The 14,138-nt window shown below is 68.5% G+C and carries 11 protein-coding genes; 7 read left to right on the top strand and 4 right to left on the bottom strand.

The window, feature by feature from the left end:
* Positions 1–79: 79 nt before the first annotated feature.
* Complete coding sequence (locus BOSE46_RS12590; protein WP_159540564.1) at positions 80–952, top strand: acyl-CoA thioesterase II; 873 nt, start codon at positions 80–82, stop codon at positions 950–952.
* A gap of 75 nt (positions 953–1,027) precedes the next feature.
* Here BOSE46_RS12590 and BOSE46_RS12585 read toward each other — a convergent pair whose 3' ends face one another.
* Genes BOSE46_RS12585 through BOSE46_RS12575 form a run of 3 tightly spaced genes read right to left on the bottom strand, consistent with a single transcriptional unit; the run spans position 1,028 to position 5,186 of the window.
* Positions 1,028–2,908, bottom strand: coding sequence for a CocE/NonD family hydrolase (locus BOSE46_RS12585; RefSeq protein WP_159540563.1), 1,881 nt, complete (start codon positions 2,906–2,908; stop codon positions 1,028–1,030).
* A 45-nt stretch (positions 2,909–2,953) separates the two neighbouring features.
* A complete protein-coding gene (locus tag BOSE46_RS12580) occupies positions 2,954–3,835 on the bottom strand; it encodes a MaoC family dehydratase (RefSeq protein ID WP_159540562.1) in 882 nt (293 codons plus the stop codon).
* Position 3,836: 1 nt separating this feature from the next.
* Positions 3,837–5,186 (bottom strand): 3-oxoacyl-ACP reductase, encoded by a 1,350-nt coding sequence (locus tag BOSE46_RS12575; RefSeq protein ID WP_159540561.1) that lies wholly within the window; start codon positions 5,184–5,186, stop codon positions 3,837–3,839.
* Between the two features lie 150 nt (positions 5,187–5,336).
* On the opposite strand from BOSE46_RS12575, the gene BOSE46_RS12570 reads away from it, so the two are divergent.
* The 3 genes from BOSE46_RS12570 (at position 5,337) to BOSE46_RS12560 (ending at position 9,280) form a co-directional block, all read left to right on the top strand.
* Positions 5,337–6,758, top strand: coding sequence for an acetyl-CoA C-acetyltransferase (locus tag BOSE46_RS12570; RefSeq protein ID WP_159540560.1), 1,422 nt, complete (start codon positions 5,337–5,339; stop codon positions 6,756–6,758).
* Positions 6,759–6,856: 98 nt separating this feature from the next.
* Positions 6,857–7,822: an SDR family NAD(P)-dependent oxidoreductase gene (locus BOSE46_RS12565; RefSeq protein ID WP_159540559.1), complete on the top strand. Its 966-nt coding sequence runs from the start codon at positions 6,857–6,859 to the stop codon at positions 7,820–7,822.
* Positions 7,823–7,894: 72 nt separating this feature from the next.
* Positions 7,895–9,280 carry a pyridoxal-dependent decarboxylase gene (locus BOSE46_RS12560; protein WP_159540558.1) on the top strand — a complete coding sequence of 462 codons (1,386 nt, stop codon included), beginning with the start codon at positions 7,895–7,897 and terminating at the stop codon, positions 9,278–9,280.
* A gap of 9 nt (positions 9,281–9,289) precedes the next feature.
* Here the strand turns inward: BOSE46_RS12560 and BOSE46_RS12555 are convergent, their stop codons facing one another.
* The gene (locus BOSE46_RS12555) at positions 9,290–9,943 is read right to left on the bottom strand and encodes a TetR/AcrR family transcriptional regulator (protein WP_159540557.1); all 654 of its coding nucleotides are present in this window, start codon (positions 9,941–9,943) and stop codon (positions 9,290–9,292) included.
* 49 nt (positions 9,944–9,992) lie between these two features.
* On the opposite strand from BOSE46_RS12555, the gene uvrB reads away from it, so the two are divergent.
* The 3 genes from uvrB (at position 9,993) to BOSE46_RS12540 (ending at position 14,131) form a co-directional block, all read left to right on the top strand.
* Positions 9,993–12,074, top strand: a complete 2,082-nt coding sequence (gene uvrB / locus BOSE46_RS12550) for an excinuclease ABC subunit UvrB (RefSeq protein ID WP_159540556.1) — start codon at positions 9,993–9,995, stop codon at positions 12,072–12,074.
* Positions 12,075–12,133: 59 nt separating this feature from the next.
* Complete coding sequence (locus BOSE46_RS12545; protein WP_159540555.1) at positions 12,134–12,919, top strand: aldose 1-epimerase; 786 nt, start codon at positions 12,134–12,136, stop codon at positions 12,917–12,919.
* A 183-nt stretch (positions 12,920–13,102) separates the two neighbouring features.
* Positions 13,103–14,131, top strand: coding sequence for a TerC family protein (locus BOSE46_RS12540; RefSeq protein WP_371415512.1), 1,029 nt, complete (start codon positions 13,103–13,105; stop codon positions 14,129–14,131).
* Positions 14,132–14,138: the final 7 nt, after the last annotated feature.

The following is a 14,138-nucleotide window of genomic DNA, read 5'->3' as shown; positions in this document are numbered from 1 at the left end:
GGTCGCTGCGGCAGGGCGCCGAGCTCAGGGGCGCCACCTACAGGCGCTAGGCGGCAGCGCTCCCCGGTACGATCGGCGAGTGCCTGCATCCCTTGACGACGTCCTCGGCCTCCTCGATCTCGAGCAGCTGGAGGTGGGGCTCTACCGGGGCTCGCAGCCCGCGGAATCGGAGCTGCCGCGCGTGTTCGGCGGGCAGGTCGCCGCGCAGGCGCTCATGGCCGCTCAGCTCACCGTGCCGGACGAACGGCACGTGCACTCGCTGCATCTGTACTTCATCCTCGGCGGCGATCCGAGCATCCCGATCGTCTACGACGTCGAGAACGTGCGCGACGGCGGATCGTTCACAACGCGCCGTGTCGCGGCCCGCCAGCACGGCGAGATCATCTTCTACATGACCGCGTCGTTCCAGGTCGTCGAGGACGGCTGGGACCACCAGGACGCGATGCCCGACGTCCCGTCGCCGGACGAGTCGATCCCGCTGACCGACATCATCGGCGGCCGCGGCTCAGAGGCGGCGGACTTCTGGGACCGCGAGTGGTCCTCGTTCGACATGCGCTACATCGGCGACAACCGCGCGGAGGACGACCCGCAGCGCCAGCTCGTCCCGGTCGTGCAGCGGCTGTGGTTCCGGGCCGACGGCACGCTGCCCGACTCGCAGATCGTCCACAATGCGGCGTTCACCTACATCAGCGACCTGAGCCTGCTCGGAGCGAGCCTCGTGCCGCACAGCTCGTTCATCGGTGCGCCCGACGTACAGGCTGCGTCGCTCGACCATGTCATCTGGTTCCACCGGCCGATCGTGGCCGATCAGTGGCTCCTGTACGACCAGACGTCGCCGTCGGCATCGGGTGCGCGCGGCTTGAGCACGGCACGGGTCTTCACCGAGGACGGCACGCTCGTTGCGACCGTGGCCCAGGAAGGCCTGATCCGCCGGGTCAAGCCCCGCAGCTGACTCTCCCTTGGGTGAGCGGTGACCTAGCGACCTGTCCGACCTGGTGAAAGGTCGCTCAGGCACCGCTCCGGGGGGCTACTTGACGGCCGGGAGGGCTCCGACGCTCGGGAAGTTGATCGTCGACGGGTACGCCGGCGAGTTGTGGATCTTCACGACCGTCAGGGTGCCCAGCAGCTGCGGCAGCGTCGGCAGCAGGTGCGGGACGTCGAACGTCTGCACCGCGATGCGCAGCTTGTGTCCCGGCAGGACCTTGGCCCGTGTCGGGAACACCTCGACGTCGATCGGGGCGACCTCGCCAGCGGCCAGCGGCTTCTGGGCCGCTTGGGTGAACGGGTGGAACGGCTGGATCAGCACCCCGTCGAGGTAGCGCGACTTGCTGGTGTCGAGAGCGCGGTGCGAGATGACCTGCCAGCCGCCCGTCAGGCGCTTGACCGTGCCGTCGGGCGCCTCGTCCTCCAGCGCGACGGACAGCATGCCGTCGCCGCCGAGGCTCGAGGCGTACAGGTGCGCGTTGATCGGCCCCTGGAGCGTGACCGCACTGGTCAGCGGCTTGGTAGAGAAGACGGCACCGGCCTTGTCGTTGAGCTGGTTGTCAGTGAGACACGGCAGCTGCGGGGCGATCAGGTTCGGGATGCCGGCGGTCCACTGGCTCGCGGAGCGGGTGCACAGCCCGGCCACCGGGACTGGATAGAGGCTCGAGGTGCCGGCGGCCGGCGTGCCGGAGGTGAGTCCGCCGGGCGCTCCGAGCGGTGCCGATGTGCCCGACAGCTTGAGCGTCGCGCCCTTGAGGGAGGAGTCGATCCACTTCGAGCTCTTGCTCCACGCGCCGGTGCCCTGCTCGTAGTAGGTCAGGTTCGCGATGTCGGAGTCGAGGGTCGGATCGCTCGCGTCCTTGAGGTAGTGGTCGAACCAGCGCAGCTGCAGCTCCTGCAGCGAGCCGTACCCGGCGTCGCCGATCCCGGCACCGCTCGAGGCCTGCAGATGGTCCCACGGGCCGACGATCATCTTGGTCGGGACGCCGCGCTTGTTGAGGTTCTCGAACAGCAGGGGAGTGCCGCGCTGGAACAGGTCGTACTCGCCGGACACGAAGAATGCCGGCACCTTGACCTTGTCGATCACGTTGATGGCCGAGCGCTCCTTGTAGAACGCCCCGTCGTACGCCGGATCGCCGCCGAGGAGCGCGCTGAGCAGCAGCGGGACGGTGAAGGTGCCCGCGCCCGTGAGGTGGTCCAGGAGCTCCTTGATGGCCGACTCGGGACTCGTGGCCAGGACGGCCGGCGGGATGAGGCCCGTCGTGGTCACGAGACCGAGCCACAGTGGGATGAAGCCGACGTCGAGCTGACCGCCCGAGGCGACGACGTCGCGGTAGACGTCCGCGCCGGGCACCTGGGGAAAGATCGCCTTGAGGCCGGGAGGCTGCGCCGCGGCGGCCCACAGCTGGCTGATGCCCATGTATGACGGGCCGCTCATGCCGGTGATGCCGTTGCTCCACGGGCGCTCCGACGAGTGCGCCCACGTCATGATCTCGCCGCCGTCCTGGTTCTCGCGAGCGTCGAACGCCCGCCAGACGCCCTCGGAGCTGCCGGTGCCGCGCGCATCGACGGTGAGCTGCACGTATCCCCGCTTGACGAGATAGGCCGAGTCGCCGCCGAGCAGGCCGCCCGACGAGGCGGTGACGGTCTTGTTGTACGCCGTGATCGTCACGATGACCGGGAACCGCTTGTCGATCGCCTTGCCGTCAGCGTCGGCCGGGCGCACGACGTCGCCGCGCAGGATCGTGCCGTCGGACATCGGGATCGCCACGTCCCGCTCGGTCACCGTGTTGGGGTACTCCTCGGCGCGGGGCTGCCACGTCGTGGCTGCCGTCGCGGTGGCGAGAGAGGACGAGAAGCCCATCACGCTGAGTGTCAGCGCGAGGACGGTCAGCAGGCGGATGATGACGTGTCGAGTACGCACGAATGCCCTCCAGGGTCAGTGAGTGCTCGACAGCGTAACTCAGAGTTACGGTTTTGTCGTGACCCGTCCCACGAGGTGCGTGACGGGCTTCTTGGCGCCCTTGACGCCGAACACGATGTCGGCGCCCTCGAGCTCCGACCCGAAGACGACCGTGCCGGGCAGCAGGATCGGCTTGCGGAACTCGACGTCGACCGCGAACGCGTCGGGCAGCCTGTTCTGCAGCGCCGAGAGGCTGCGGGCCAGGGTCCACATGCCGTGCGCGATGTTGGTGGGGAAGCCGAACGCCTTGGCGGTCAGCGGATAGAGATGGATCGGGTTGCGGTCACCTGACACCGAGCCGTAGCGGCGGCCCAGGTCGCCGGCAAGCTTCCAGTGCACGACGCCGCTGGGGGCCTCGACGCCGCCGAGCGACGGCTTCGACGTCTCTGCGCTGCCTCCCTTGTGGCGCGAGAACAGGGTCGTCACCTCGTCCCAGACCAGCTCGCCCGCCACCGACACCTCGGTGACCAGGTCGACCAGCGATCCCTTGGGATGTGGGCGCAGGTCGGCCGCACGGACGGACACGTCGAACGCCTCGGCGACGCCGAGCGGGCGGTGCTGGCGGATCGTGTTGCGCAGGTGCACCAGGCCCATCGGCGCGAACGGGAACGCCGTGTCGGTCATCAACGCCATGTGCAGCCCGAACGCTGCCATGTGCGGGTAGGTCGCCGGAAGCTGGTCGCCGAGCGGGAACCCGCACACCTCGTTGTACGCCTCGAGGTGCTTGACGTCGGTCACGACGCCCTTGCGCTCGAGCACGATGTCGGGAACGGAGCCCTTGGCGTGCTTGATGCCGGGCAGCCCGCCGATCACGGGAAGGGCCGGCAGGACCGCCTTGAGCATCATCGGCGCGGTCGACGGCGCCTTGTCGAACGTACGGGTCGCCATGTCAGGCTCCGATCAGGGCCTGGCCGCAGACCCGCACGACGTTGCCGGAGATCGCGGACGATCCTGGGTTGGCGTACCAGGCGATGGCCTCGGCGACGTCGATCGGCTGGCCGCCCTGCGACAGCGAGCTGAGCCGGCGACCGGCCTCGCGGATGCCGAGCGGCATGGTCTTGACCATGTCGGTCTCGATGAATCCCGGCGCGATCGCGTTGACCGTGATGCCGTCCTTGGCGACCCGCTTGGACAGGTCGTTGACGAAGCCGATGACGCCGGCCTTGGCCGTGCCGTAGCTCGTCTGGCCGTTGTTGCCCGCGATGCCGGCGATCGACGAGATGCCGATGACGCGGCCGCCGGGACGGATGAGCTTCTGCTTGAGCAGCTCCGCGGTGATGCGCTGCGGGGCGCCCACGCTGATGTCGATCACGAGGTTCCAGTTCTCGGTCTTCATGTTCTTGAGCCGCTTGTCGCGGGTGATGCCGGCGTTGTGCACGACGATGTCGACGCCGCCGTGGGCCTTCTTGAGCGCGGCGGCGATGACCTTGGGAGCCTCGGGCGAGGTGATGTCCTCGGCGATCGCGGTGCCGCCGAGCTCGGCCATGACGGCCTCCAGCTCACCGGACAGCTGCGGCACGTCGAGACCGACGATCGCGGCGCCGTCGCGGTGGAGCGTGCGCGCCATGGCCTCGCCGAGACCGCGGGAGGCTCCGGTGATCAGGGCGACCTTGCCGGCGAGCGGCTTGGCCGGGTCGGCCACCTTGTCGGCGTCGACGAGCTCGGTGAGGCCGAGCCGGATGACCTGGCCGTCGACGAACGCGGACTTGGGGGAGAGCAGGAACTCCAGCGTCGAGCCGAGCGCGTCCTCCGCGCCGGCACCGACGTAGACGAGGTTGGCCGTGCTGCCGTTGCCGCCGACCTCCTTGCCCGCGGAGCGTACGAAGCCCTCGAGGGCGCGCTGGGCGATCGCGGCGGTCTCGGACCCGGCCTGCTCCGGAAGGGTGCCGATGACGACGAGGCGGCCCGAGCGAGCGAGGCTGCGCAGCGCGGGGGTGAAGAATTGCTGCATGTCGGCCAGGCCGGCGGTGTCGCTGATGCCGGTGGCGTCGAAGACGAGGCCCTTGTACGTCTTGCCGTCGGCGCGCACGCCCACTGACGTGATGCCGCTCGACTTCAGCGTCGCGGTGAGCTTCTTGCCGAGCGTGCCACCCGCGGCGGCGCCGATGAGGACCGTGCCCTTGACCAGCGGATCGCCCTCGTTCCAACGCTCGAGCACCGGGGGATTGGGCAGGCCAAGGTTCTTGACGATGAACTTGCCGATCGGGTTGTGAGCGAGGGACTGATAGCGATCTGCCATGACTTGGGTGTGTCCTATCTCTCGGATACCATTGGTATCTGGAATGCTCCTGAAACTGTAACCTCATGAATCAGTGCCAGTCCACCGCGGTGGATGCGGCGCTCATCACGTTCAGAACCACCATCGTTCACGAAGATCGAGGAGACCGCCATGGCGGACACGACCCCAGCCAAGAAGGCCCCCGCGAAGAAGGCGCCAGCCAAGAAGGCACCGGCCAAGAAGGCCCCCGCAGCAAAGTCGCCTGCAACCAAGGCGGCCGAGACCGTGTCGAGCGTCGCCGCTGCCGCGACCGGCGCCCAGACCGTGCGCCGGGTCGCCGTCATCGGCGGCAACCGCATCCCGTTCGCGCGCTCCAACACCGTCTACACCAACGCATCCAACCAGGACATGCTCACCGCGGCGCTCAACGGCCTGGTCGACCGATTCGGCCTCGAGGGTGAGCGGGTCGGCGAGTTCGCCGCCGGCGCCGTCCTCAAGCACAGCCGCGACTTCAACCTCGCGCGTGAGACCGTCCTCGGCTCCAAGCTGTCGCCCGACACTCCCGCGTACGACGTGCAGCAGGCCTGCGACACCGGCATCCAGGCCGCCGTGCTGGTCGCCAACAAGATCGCGCTCGGCAAGATCGAGTCGGGCATCGCCGGCGGCGCCGACACCACGTCGGACGCGCCCCTCGCGGTCGGCGAGAAGCTCCGCAAGATCCTGCTCGAGGCCAACCGTGCAAAGGACAACAAGGGCCGCCTCGCCGCGCTGGCCAAGATCCGCCCGGCCTACCTCGCGCCCGACCAGCCCCGCAACTCCGAGCCCCGCACCGGGCTGTCGATGGGTGACAGCCAGGCCATCACGACCAAGGAGTGGGGCATCACCCGCGAGGCCCAGGACGAGCTCGCCGTCGCCTCGCACCACAACCTGGCCACGTCATACGACGAGGGTTGGCAGGACGACCTGATCACGCCGTTCCTCGGCGTCACCAAGGACAACAACCTGCGTCCCGACTCGTCGCTGGACAAGCTCGCCAAGCTCAAGCCGGTCTTCGGCAAGGGCGAAGGCGCGACGATGACGGCGGCCAACTCCACGCCGCTGTCCGACGGCGCCTCGGCCGTGCTGCTGGCGTCCGAGGACGAGGCCGAGAAGCACGGCTGGACCCCGCTGGCCTACTTCGTCGACTACGAGACCGCAGCCGTCGACTACGTGTCGGGCGCCGAGGGACTGCTGATGGCTCCCGCGTACGCCGTGCCGCGCATGCTCGCCCGCCAGGGCCTCACGCTGCAGGACTTCGACTTCTACGAGATCCACGAGGCGTTCGCCAGCCAGGTGCTGACGACGCTTGCCGCGTGGGAGGACCCCAACTTCTGCAAGGAGAAGCTGGGCCTCGACGCGCCGCTGGGCTCGATCGACCGCAGCAAGCTCAACGTCAAGGGCTCGTCGCTCGCCACGGCGCACCCGTTCGCCGCGACGGGCGGACGCATCGTCGCCAACCTCGCCAAGCTGCTGCACGAGAAGGGCTCGGGCCGCGGCCTGATCTCGATCTGCGCCGCCGGTGGCCAGGGAGTCGTCGCGATCCTCGAGGCCTGAGGCCGTACGTCCACAGGACGCCACTCACCCTCGGGTGGGTGGCGTCCTCTTTCTCCGGGCTTGCGGTGGAGCGCGCTCCAGCACCTAGCGTCGGCGACATGACGACATCAACGAGTCCACAACAGCCGCTTCCCTCGGGATTCGACGCCACGACGACGACCGACGACGTGCTCAAGGGCATGGATCTCACCGGCCAGGTCGCACTGGTGACCGGTGGCTATTCCGGGATAGGGATCGAGACGACCCGTGCGCTCGTCGCTGCCGGCGCCGAGGTCATCGTGCCGGCTCGCCGGATCGAGACAGCCCGGGAGCAGCTCGACGGTGTTGATCGCGTGACGGTCGATGAGCTCGACCTGGGCGAGCTCGAGAGCGTACGCGCGTTCGCCGACCGGTTCCTCGCGACCAACCGCACGCTCGACATCGTGATCGACAGCGCCGGCGTCATGGCCGCGCCCGAGACCCGCGTCGGCCCCGGCTGGGAGTCGCAGCTCGGCACGAACCACCTCGGCCACTTCGCGCTCGTCAACCGGCTGTGGCCGGCGATCGAGCCGGGTGGCGCGCGAGTCGTCTCGGTGAGCTCACGAGGCCATCACTTCTCGCCCATTCGATGGGACGATCCGCACTTCGAGCAGGGATACGACAAGTGGCTGGCGTACGGGCAGTCCAAGACGGCCAACTCGCTGTTCGCCGTCCAGCTCGACGCGCTGGGCCGGGACGCGGGCGTACGGGCGTACGCGGTGCATCCCGGCGCGATACTCACCGCGCTCGTGCGTCACATGTCGATGGCCGAGCAGATCGAGGCGGGCTATCTGGACGAGCGGGGCAACCTGATCGATCCGCGGTTCAAGTCACCCGCGGCCGGTGCCGCGACCCAGGTGTGGGCGGCGACCTCGCCGCAGCTCGACGGCATCGGAGGCGTCTACCTGGAGGACGTCGACGTCGCCGCGCCGTGGACCGACGATCAGGTCTACACCGGTGTGAAGGACTGGGCGATCGATCCCTCCGAGGCGGAGCGGCTGTGGGCGTTCTCGGCCGAGCTGACCGGAGTCGACGCCTTCGGGTGACAGCCCTGAGTGGTTCCTTGACCCGCGCAACTCTCGTGGGCACGATAGGGCCAACCACGAGGGAGCCGGCACATGACGGCACAGAGCAAGACGTACGACGAGTCACTGGCCAGGGCGTACGAGCACGTACGCCGATGGTTGTCGTCGATCGACGAGCGCCCGGTCGGGCCACGAGTCACGGCCACCGACCTGCTCGAAGACGTCGGGGGACCGCTGCCTGACGATGGCAAGGATCCCGCCGAGGTCGTCGACGAGCTCGCGGCCAAGGCCGATCCCGGGCTCATGGCGATCGGCTCGGGACGGTTCTTCGGCTGGGTCATGGGCGGCACGCTGCCGGCCGGGCTCGCGGCCGACTGGATGGTCAGCGGCTGGGACCAGAACGCCGGCATGCGCTACTCGACGCCGGCGACCGCGGCCCTCGAGGAGTCGGCCGCGCGCTGGCTGCTGGAGCTGTTGCACCTGCCGTCGACGGCCGACGTCGGCTTCGTGACCGGCGCGACGATGTCCAACTTCACCTGCCTCGCGGCCGCCCGCCACGCGGTGCTCGCGACTGCAGGATGGGACGTCGAGCGCGACGGGCTCACCGGCGCACCCAAGGTCCACGTGCTGGTCGGTGCCGAGCGGCACGACACGATCGATCTCGCGCTGCGCTATCTCGGGCTCGGGCAGCCGGAGCCGGTGGGCTCCGACGAGCAGGGCCGCATCCGCGTGGATGCCTTGGCCGAGGCGCTCGCGGCGATACCGCAGGGCGAGCCGATCGTGCTCTGCCTGCAGGCCGGCAACGTCCATTCCGGTGCGTTCGACCCGTTCGCCGAGGCGGTCGCGCTGGCTCACGAACGCGGGGCCTGGGTGCACGTCGACGGGGCGTTCGGCCTCTGGGCGGCCGCGTCACCGGCGTTGAGCGACCTCGTCGAGGGATTGTCCGGCGCCGACTCCTGGACCACCGACGCGCACAAGACGCTCAACGTGCCGTACGACTGCGGTCTCGCGATCGTCGCCGACTCAGTCGCGATGCGGGCGGCGATGGGCGTCCACGCGAGCTACCTCGTGCCCGACGAGACCGGGCCCGGTGATCCGTACGAGAAGGTCCCGGAGCTGTCGCGTCGCGCGCGCGGCGTGCCGGTGTGGGCGGTGCTCCGCTCCCTGGGCCGGCAAGGCGTGACCGGCCTCGTCGACGGGCTGGTGGCCAACGCCGGCGAGATCGCCAGCGGCCTGGCGGCGATCGACGGGGTCGAGGTGCTCAACGACGTCGTCTACACCCAGGTGTGCGTGTCGTTCGGCAGCGACGAACGTACGCGGGAGGTCACCGCGCGACTGATCGCCGACGGCACGACGTGGATGTCGGGCTCGCGTTGGCGCGGCCGTGACGTGCTGCGGATCTCGGTCAGCAACTGGTCCACCGACGCCCGCGACGTACGCCTGTCGGTCGACGCCGTGCGCGCTGCCGCGGCGAGTTGAGGTTCGGCGTCAGGAGGAGCCGCGCGCCATCGCGACGGCGGCCTGCTGGAGGTAGGCCTTGACCTCGTCGAACGGCACCGCGTCGACCGCCGGCAGTCCGGGATTCTGCTCGCGTACCGACAGCTGCAGCGTCGTGAGGTTCATGACGCCGAGCGCCAGCGTGTAGAAGACGTTGGCCAGCAGATAGGGATCGCGTACGTGGAACTCGCCGGTCTTGACGCCCGCCTCGAGCACGTCGACGACGTGGTGCAGGCATGAGGCCATCGCACGGCCGAGGTCGAACATGACGCGCTCGCTGACCTCCTCCATCAGCTCGTCGCCGCGCCGTCGCAACAGGGCCTGCGCACAGTCGACGAACGCGGGATAGGCCGAGCCGAAGTCGAGGAACACCACGACCAGGCCCTCGAGCCGGTCGACCGGCTCGTTCGAATGGTCGTCAGCCGCGGTCAGCGTCTTGTCGAGCTCGTCGAGGTAGCCGACGAGGGTCTCGGCGAAGAGCTCCTCCTTGCCGGAGAAGTGCCGGTAGATGATCGCCCGGTTGATGCCGACGGCTCGGGCGATGTCCTCGATCTGCGCATCGCGTACGCCGCGCTCGTCGAACAGCGCGCGTGTGGCGTCGAGGATCTCCCTCTTGCGCTCAGCGCGGCGTTCCGAGACGGGCATGACAGCCACTTTAGAGGGCTTTGTCGGTGGCGAGACGTAGGCTCGTCGTATGCGTTCCGTGTCAGAGCTCCAGCGCCAGGTGGCGCCCATCGAGGTCGTCTCCGACTACCAGCCCGCCGGCGACCAGCCGGCGGCGATCGACGAGCTCGAACGTCGCATCAACGCCGGCATCAAGGACAACGTCCTGCTGGGTGCGACCGGCACCGGCAAGACCGCCACGACGGCCTGGCTGGCGGAGCGGCTGCAGCGCCCGATGCTCGTGATGATGCCCAACAAGCTGCTGGCGGCCCAGTTCGCCAACGAGCTGCGCGAGCTGCTGCCCAACAACGCGGTCGAGTACTTCGTCTCCTACTACGACTACTACCAACCCGAGGCCTACATCGCGCAGAGCGACACCTACATCGAGAAGGACTCGTCGGTCAACGAGGAGGTCGAGCGCCTGCGCCACTCCGCGACCTGGTCGCTGCTGACTCGCCGCGACGTCATCGTCGTCGCCACGGTGTCGTGCATCTACGGTCTGGGCTCGGCGCAGGAATACCTCGAGCGGATGATCGGCTTCAAGGTCGGCGAGGAGCTGCCGCGCGAGCAGCTGCTGCGCACGCTCGTGCAGGCCCAATACGTCCGCAACGACGTCGCGTCGACCCGCGGCACGTTCCGGGTCAAGGGCGACACGGTCGAGATCTTCCCGGTCTACCAGGAGCACGCCGTACGCGTGGAGTTCTTCGGTGACGAGATCGAGCGGCTCATGACGCTGCACCCGCTGACGGGTGAGGTGCTGAGCGACGACCAGGAGCTCTACGTCGGAGCGGCGACGCACTACGCCGCCGGTCAGGAGACCATGAACCGTGCGATGCGCACGATCGAGGTCGAGCTCGAGGAGCGACTCGCCGAGCTCGAGGGCGAGGGCAAGCTGCTCGAGGCGCAGCGGCTCCGCATGCGCACGACCTACGACCTCGAGATGATGCAGCAGGTCGGCACGTGCGCCGGCATCGAGAACTACTCCCGTCACATGGACGGCCGCGGCCCAGGCACGCCGGGTCACTGCCTGCTCGACTACTTCCCCGACGACTTCGTCCTGGTCGTCGACGAGTCGCACGTGACGATCCCGCAGATCGGTGCGATGTACGAAGGCGACATGTCGCGCAAGCGCTCGCTGGTCGAGCACGGCTTCCGGCTGCCCAGCGCGATGGACAACCGGCCGCTCAAGTGGGCCGAGTTCCTCGAGCGCATCGGCCAGACGGTCTACCTGTCGGCCACGCCGGGCAACTACGAGATGGAGAAGGTCCAGGGCGACGTCGTCGAGCAGATCATCCGCCCGACCGGCCTGATCGACCCCGAGGTCATCGTCAAGCCGACCAAGGGCCAGATCGACGACCTGATCACGCAGATCCGCACGCGCACCGACCGCGAGGAGCGCGTGCTCGTCACGACGCTGACCAAGAAGATGTCCGAGGACCTCACCGACTACCTCCTCGAGGCGGGCATCCGCACGCGCTACCTGCACAGCGAGGTCGACACGCTGCGGCGTGTCGAGCTGCTGCGTGAGCTGCGGATGGGGGAGTACGACGTCCTCGTCGGCATCAACCTGCTGCGTGAGGGCCTTGACCTGCCAGAGGTCAGCCTCGTGGCGATCCTCGACGCCGACAAGGAAGGCTTCCTGCGCTCCGGCCGCTCGCTGATTCAGACGATCGGCCGCGCGGCCCGCAACGTCTCGGGCCAGGTCATCATGTACGCCGACACGATCACCGACTCGATGGGCTGGGCGATCGAGGAGACCAACCGCCGTCGCGAGAAGCAGGTCGCCTACAACACCGCCAACGGCATCGACCCGACCCCGCTGCGCAAGAAGATCGGCGACATCACCGACATGCTCGCCCGCGAGGACGCCGACACGGCCAACCTGCTGGCGGCGACGGGCGACAAGCGACGCAAGGGTGCGCCGGTTCCGCTGGGGCACACGGCCGATCTCGCCAACCTGCCGTCGGGTGAGCTCGCCGATCTCATCGAGCAGCTCAGCGAGCAGATGCGCGCTGCTGCCGCCGAACTGCAGTTCGAGGTGGCCGCGCGCCTGCGCGACGAGATCGGTGACCTCAAGAAGGAGCTGCGCAGCATGCTCCAAGCCGGGGTCTAGGCCCCAGCATTCCTTGAGCTTGTCGAAAGGACGAGACCGCCAGCGGGCATGATGCTCTCGTGACCGATGTCCTGCACAACGACCGCGTCCGCGCCGTCATCGACCCGGCCCGCGGCGCCCGGCTCACCAGCCTGACGATCGACGGGCACGAGATCCTCGCCGCCTCGCGCCACCCGCGCATCGATCCGGCCATCGCCGACGGCTGCTTCCCGATGGTCCCGTGGTCCGGCCGCGTACGCGACGGACGGCTCGACCTCGACGGTCAGACGTACCAGCTGCCGCAGACCGACGGCGCGCACGCGTTGCACGGCCTGGGCCACGTCACGGTCTGGGAGCAGGTGGGCGACGGCGTGTACGAGCTGGCGATCGACGAGCCCTGGCCGACCGAGGGCGTTGCCACCCTGACCTACGAGCTCCTCGATGACGGTCTGCGGATCGAGCTGTCCTGGGACGACGACGCCGAGGCGCCGTGCTCGATCGGCCTGCACCCGTGGTTCAGGCGCCGGCTCGACAGCGGACCGGAGCTCGTGACATCGCTCGAGCCCACTGTCATGGTCGAGCGCGGGGCCGATGGTCTGCCGACGGGCCGACTGGTCGAACCGACGCCGGGACCGTGGGACGACTGCTTCCAGCTCGCCGCGGCGCCCGTGCTGACCTGGCCGGGAGCACTCGAGGTCACGCTCTCGTCGTCCGCGCCGTGGTGGGTCGTCTACGACGAGCCCACGGACACGGTGTGTGTCGAGCCCCAGACCGCACCGCCGGACGCGTTCGACCACCCGACCCTACAGCCCGCCGGTCCGTGGCCACACGGGGTCTGGCTCGAGCTGCGCGCCCGAATGGCATGACGCATGACGCATGACGCCCGATTCAAGGGTTCGGTGCCTCTGCTGCAAGAATGGACGCAGGAGGGGAGTATTCCCCGATCGCAACGTCGTCATCACGGAGACTCCCTGCAGTCTCCCGGTGTTGCGGGCCGCAGGACGCGGCGGAAGAGACCTCCGGCGTCCTGACGACCGGAGGTACCTGTTGTGATCCTGCCCCTTGCCGAGAGCTCGGCCGACACCGTCGGCATGTCGGTGTCCCAGACCGAGTGGTTCGTGACCATCGGTGTGACCGTCGCGGTCCTGCTCTTCGACGTCATCATCGTGGCGCGCAAGCCCCACGAGCCGACGCTCAAGGAGTGCGCGATCTACCTCGCGGGCTACATCGGCATGGCCGTGGCGTTCGGCATCTGGGTGACGATCCACCACAACGTCCCGGAAAAGGGCGGCGACTTCGGCCTGCAGTTCTTCGCCGGCTGGCTGACCGAGTACAGCTTGTCGATCGACAACCTGTTCATCTTCCTGATCATCATGGCGAGCTTCAAGGTGCCGAGGAAGCTGCAGCAGGAGGCGCTGCTCGTCGGCATCATCATCGCGCTGGTCTTCCGTGGCATCTTCATCGCGCTCGGCGCCGTCGCGATCGAGCAGTTCTCGTGGATCTTCTACATCTTCGGTGCGTTCCTGCTCTGGACCGCGTACACGCTGGTCAAGGACACCGAGCACGACGACGACGGTGAGAACGGCGTCGTACGTTTTGCCCGCCGCTTCTTCAACACCAAGAACGAGTGGCACGGTCTCAAGCTGTTCATCAAGGAGAACGGCAAGACGTTCATCACGCCGATGTTCCTGGTGATCCTCTCGCTCGGCACGACGGACCTGCTCTTCGCGCTCGACTCGATCCCCGCGATCTACGGGCTCACCAAGGAGCCCTACCTCGTCTTCACGGCCAACGTGTTCGCGCTGATGGGTCTGCGCCAGCTCTACTTCCTGCTCGGCGACCTGCTCAAGCGACTGATCTACCTGTCGCAGGGCCTCGCGATCCTGCTGGCGTTCATCGGCGTCAAGCTCGTGCTGCACGCGTTGCACACCAACGAGCTGCCGTTCATCAACGGCGGCGAGCACTTCGACGTGCCCGAGATCCCGACGCTGCTGAGCCTCGGCGTCATCGTCGGCATCCTGACGGTCACGGCGGTGGTCAGCCTGACGGTCTCGTCGCGACGAGAGCGCCAGGGCTGACCGGCCG

Source organism: Aeromicrobium sp. 9AM (assembly GCF_902506105.1).
Classification (GTDB): Bacteria; Actinomycetota; Actinomycetes; order Propionibacteriales; family Nocardioidaceae; genus Aeromicrobium.
This window is presented reverse-complemented; position numbering and strand designations above follow the sequence as displayed.

Coding starts and splice junctions, on each gene's coding strand:
- BOSE46_RS12570 (WP_159540560.1), top strand. CDS start 5,337: ATGGCGGACACGACCCCAGCCAAGAAGGCCCCCGCGAAGAAGGCGCCA.
- uvrB (WP_159540556.1), top strand. CDS start 9,993: ATGCGTTCCGTGTCAGAGCTCCAGCGCCAGGTGGCGCCCATCGAGGTC.
- BOSE46_RS12580 (WP_159540562.1), bottom strand. CDS start 3,835: ATGGCGACCCGTACGTTCGACAAGGCGCCGTCGACCGCGCCGATGATG.
- BOSE46_RS12555 (WP_159540557.1), bottom strand. CDS start 9,943: ATGCCCGTCTCGGAACGCCGCGCTGAGCGCAAGAGGGAGATCCTCGAC.
- BOSE46_RS12560 (WP_159540558.1), top strand. CDS start 7,895: ATGACGGCACAGAGCAAGACGTACGACGAGTCACTGGCCAGGGCGTAC.
- BOSE46_RS12565 (WP_159540559.1), top strand. CDS start 6,857: ATGACGACATCAACGAGTCCACAACAGCCGCTTCCCTCGGGATTCGAC.
- BOSE46_RS12575 (WP_159540561.1), bottom strand. CDS start 5,186: ATGGCAGATCGCTATCAGTCCCTCGCTCACAACCCGATCGGCAAGTTC.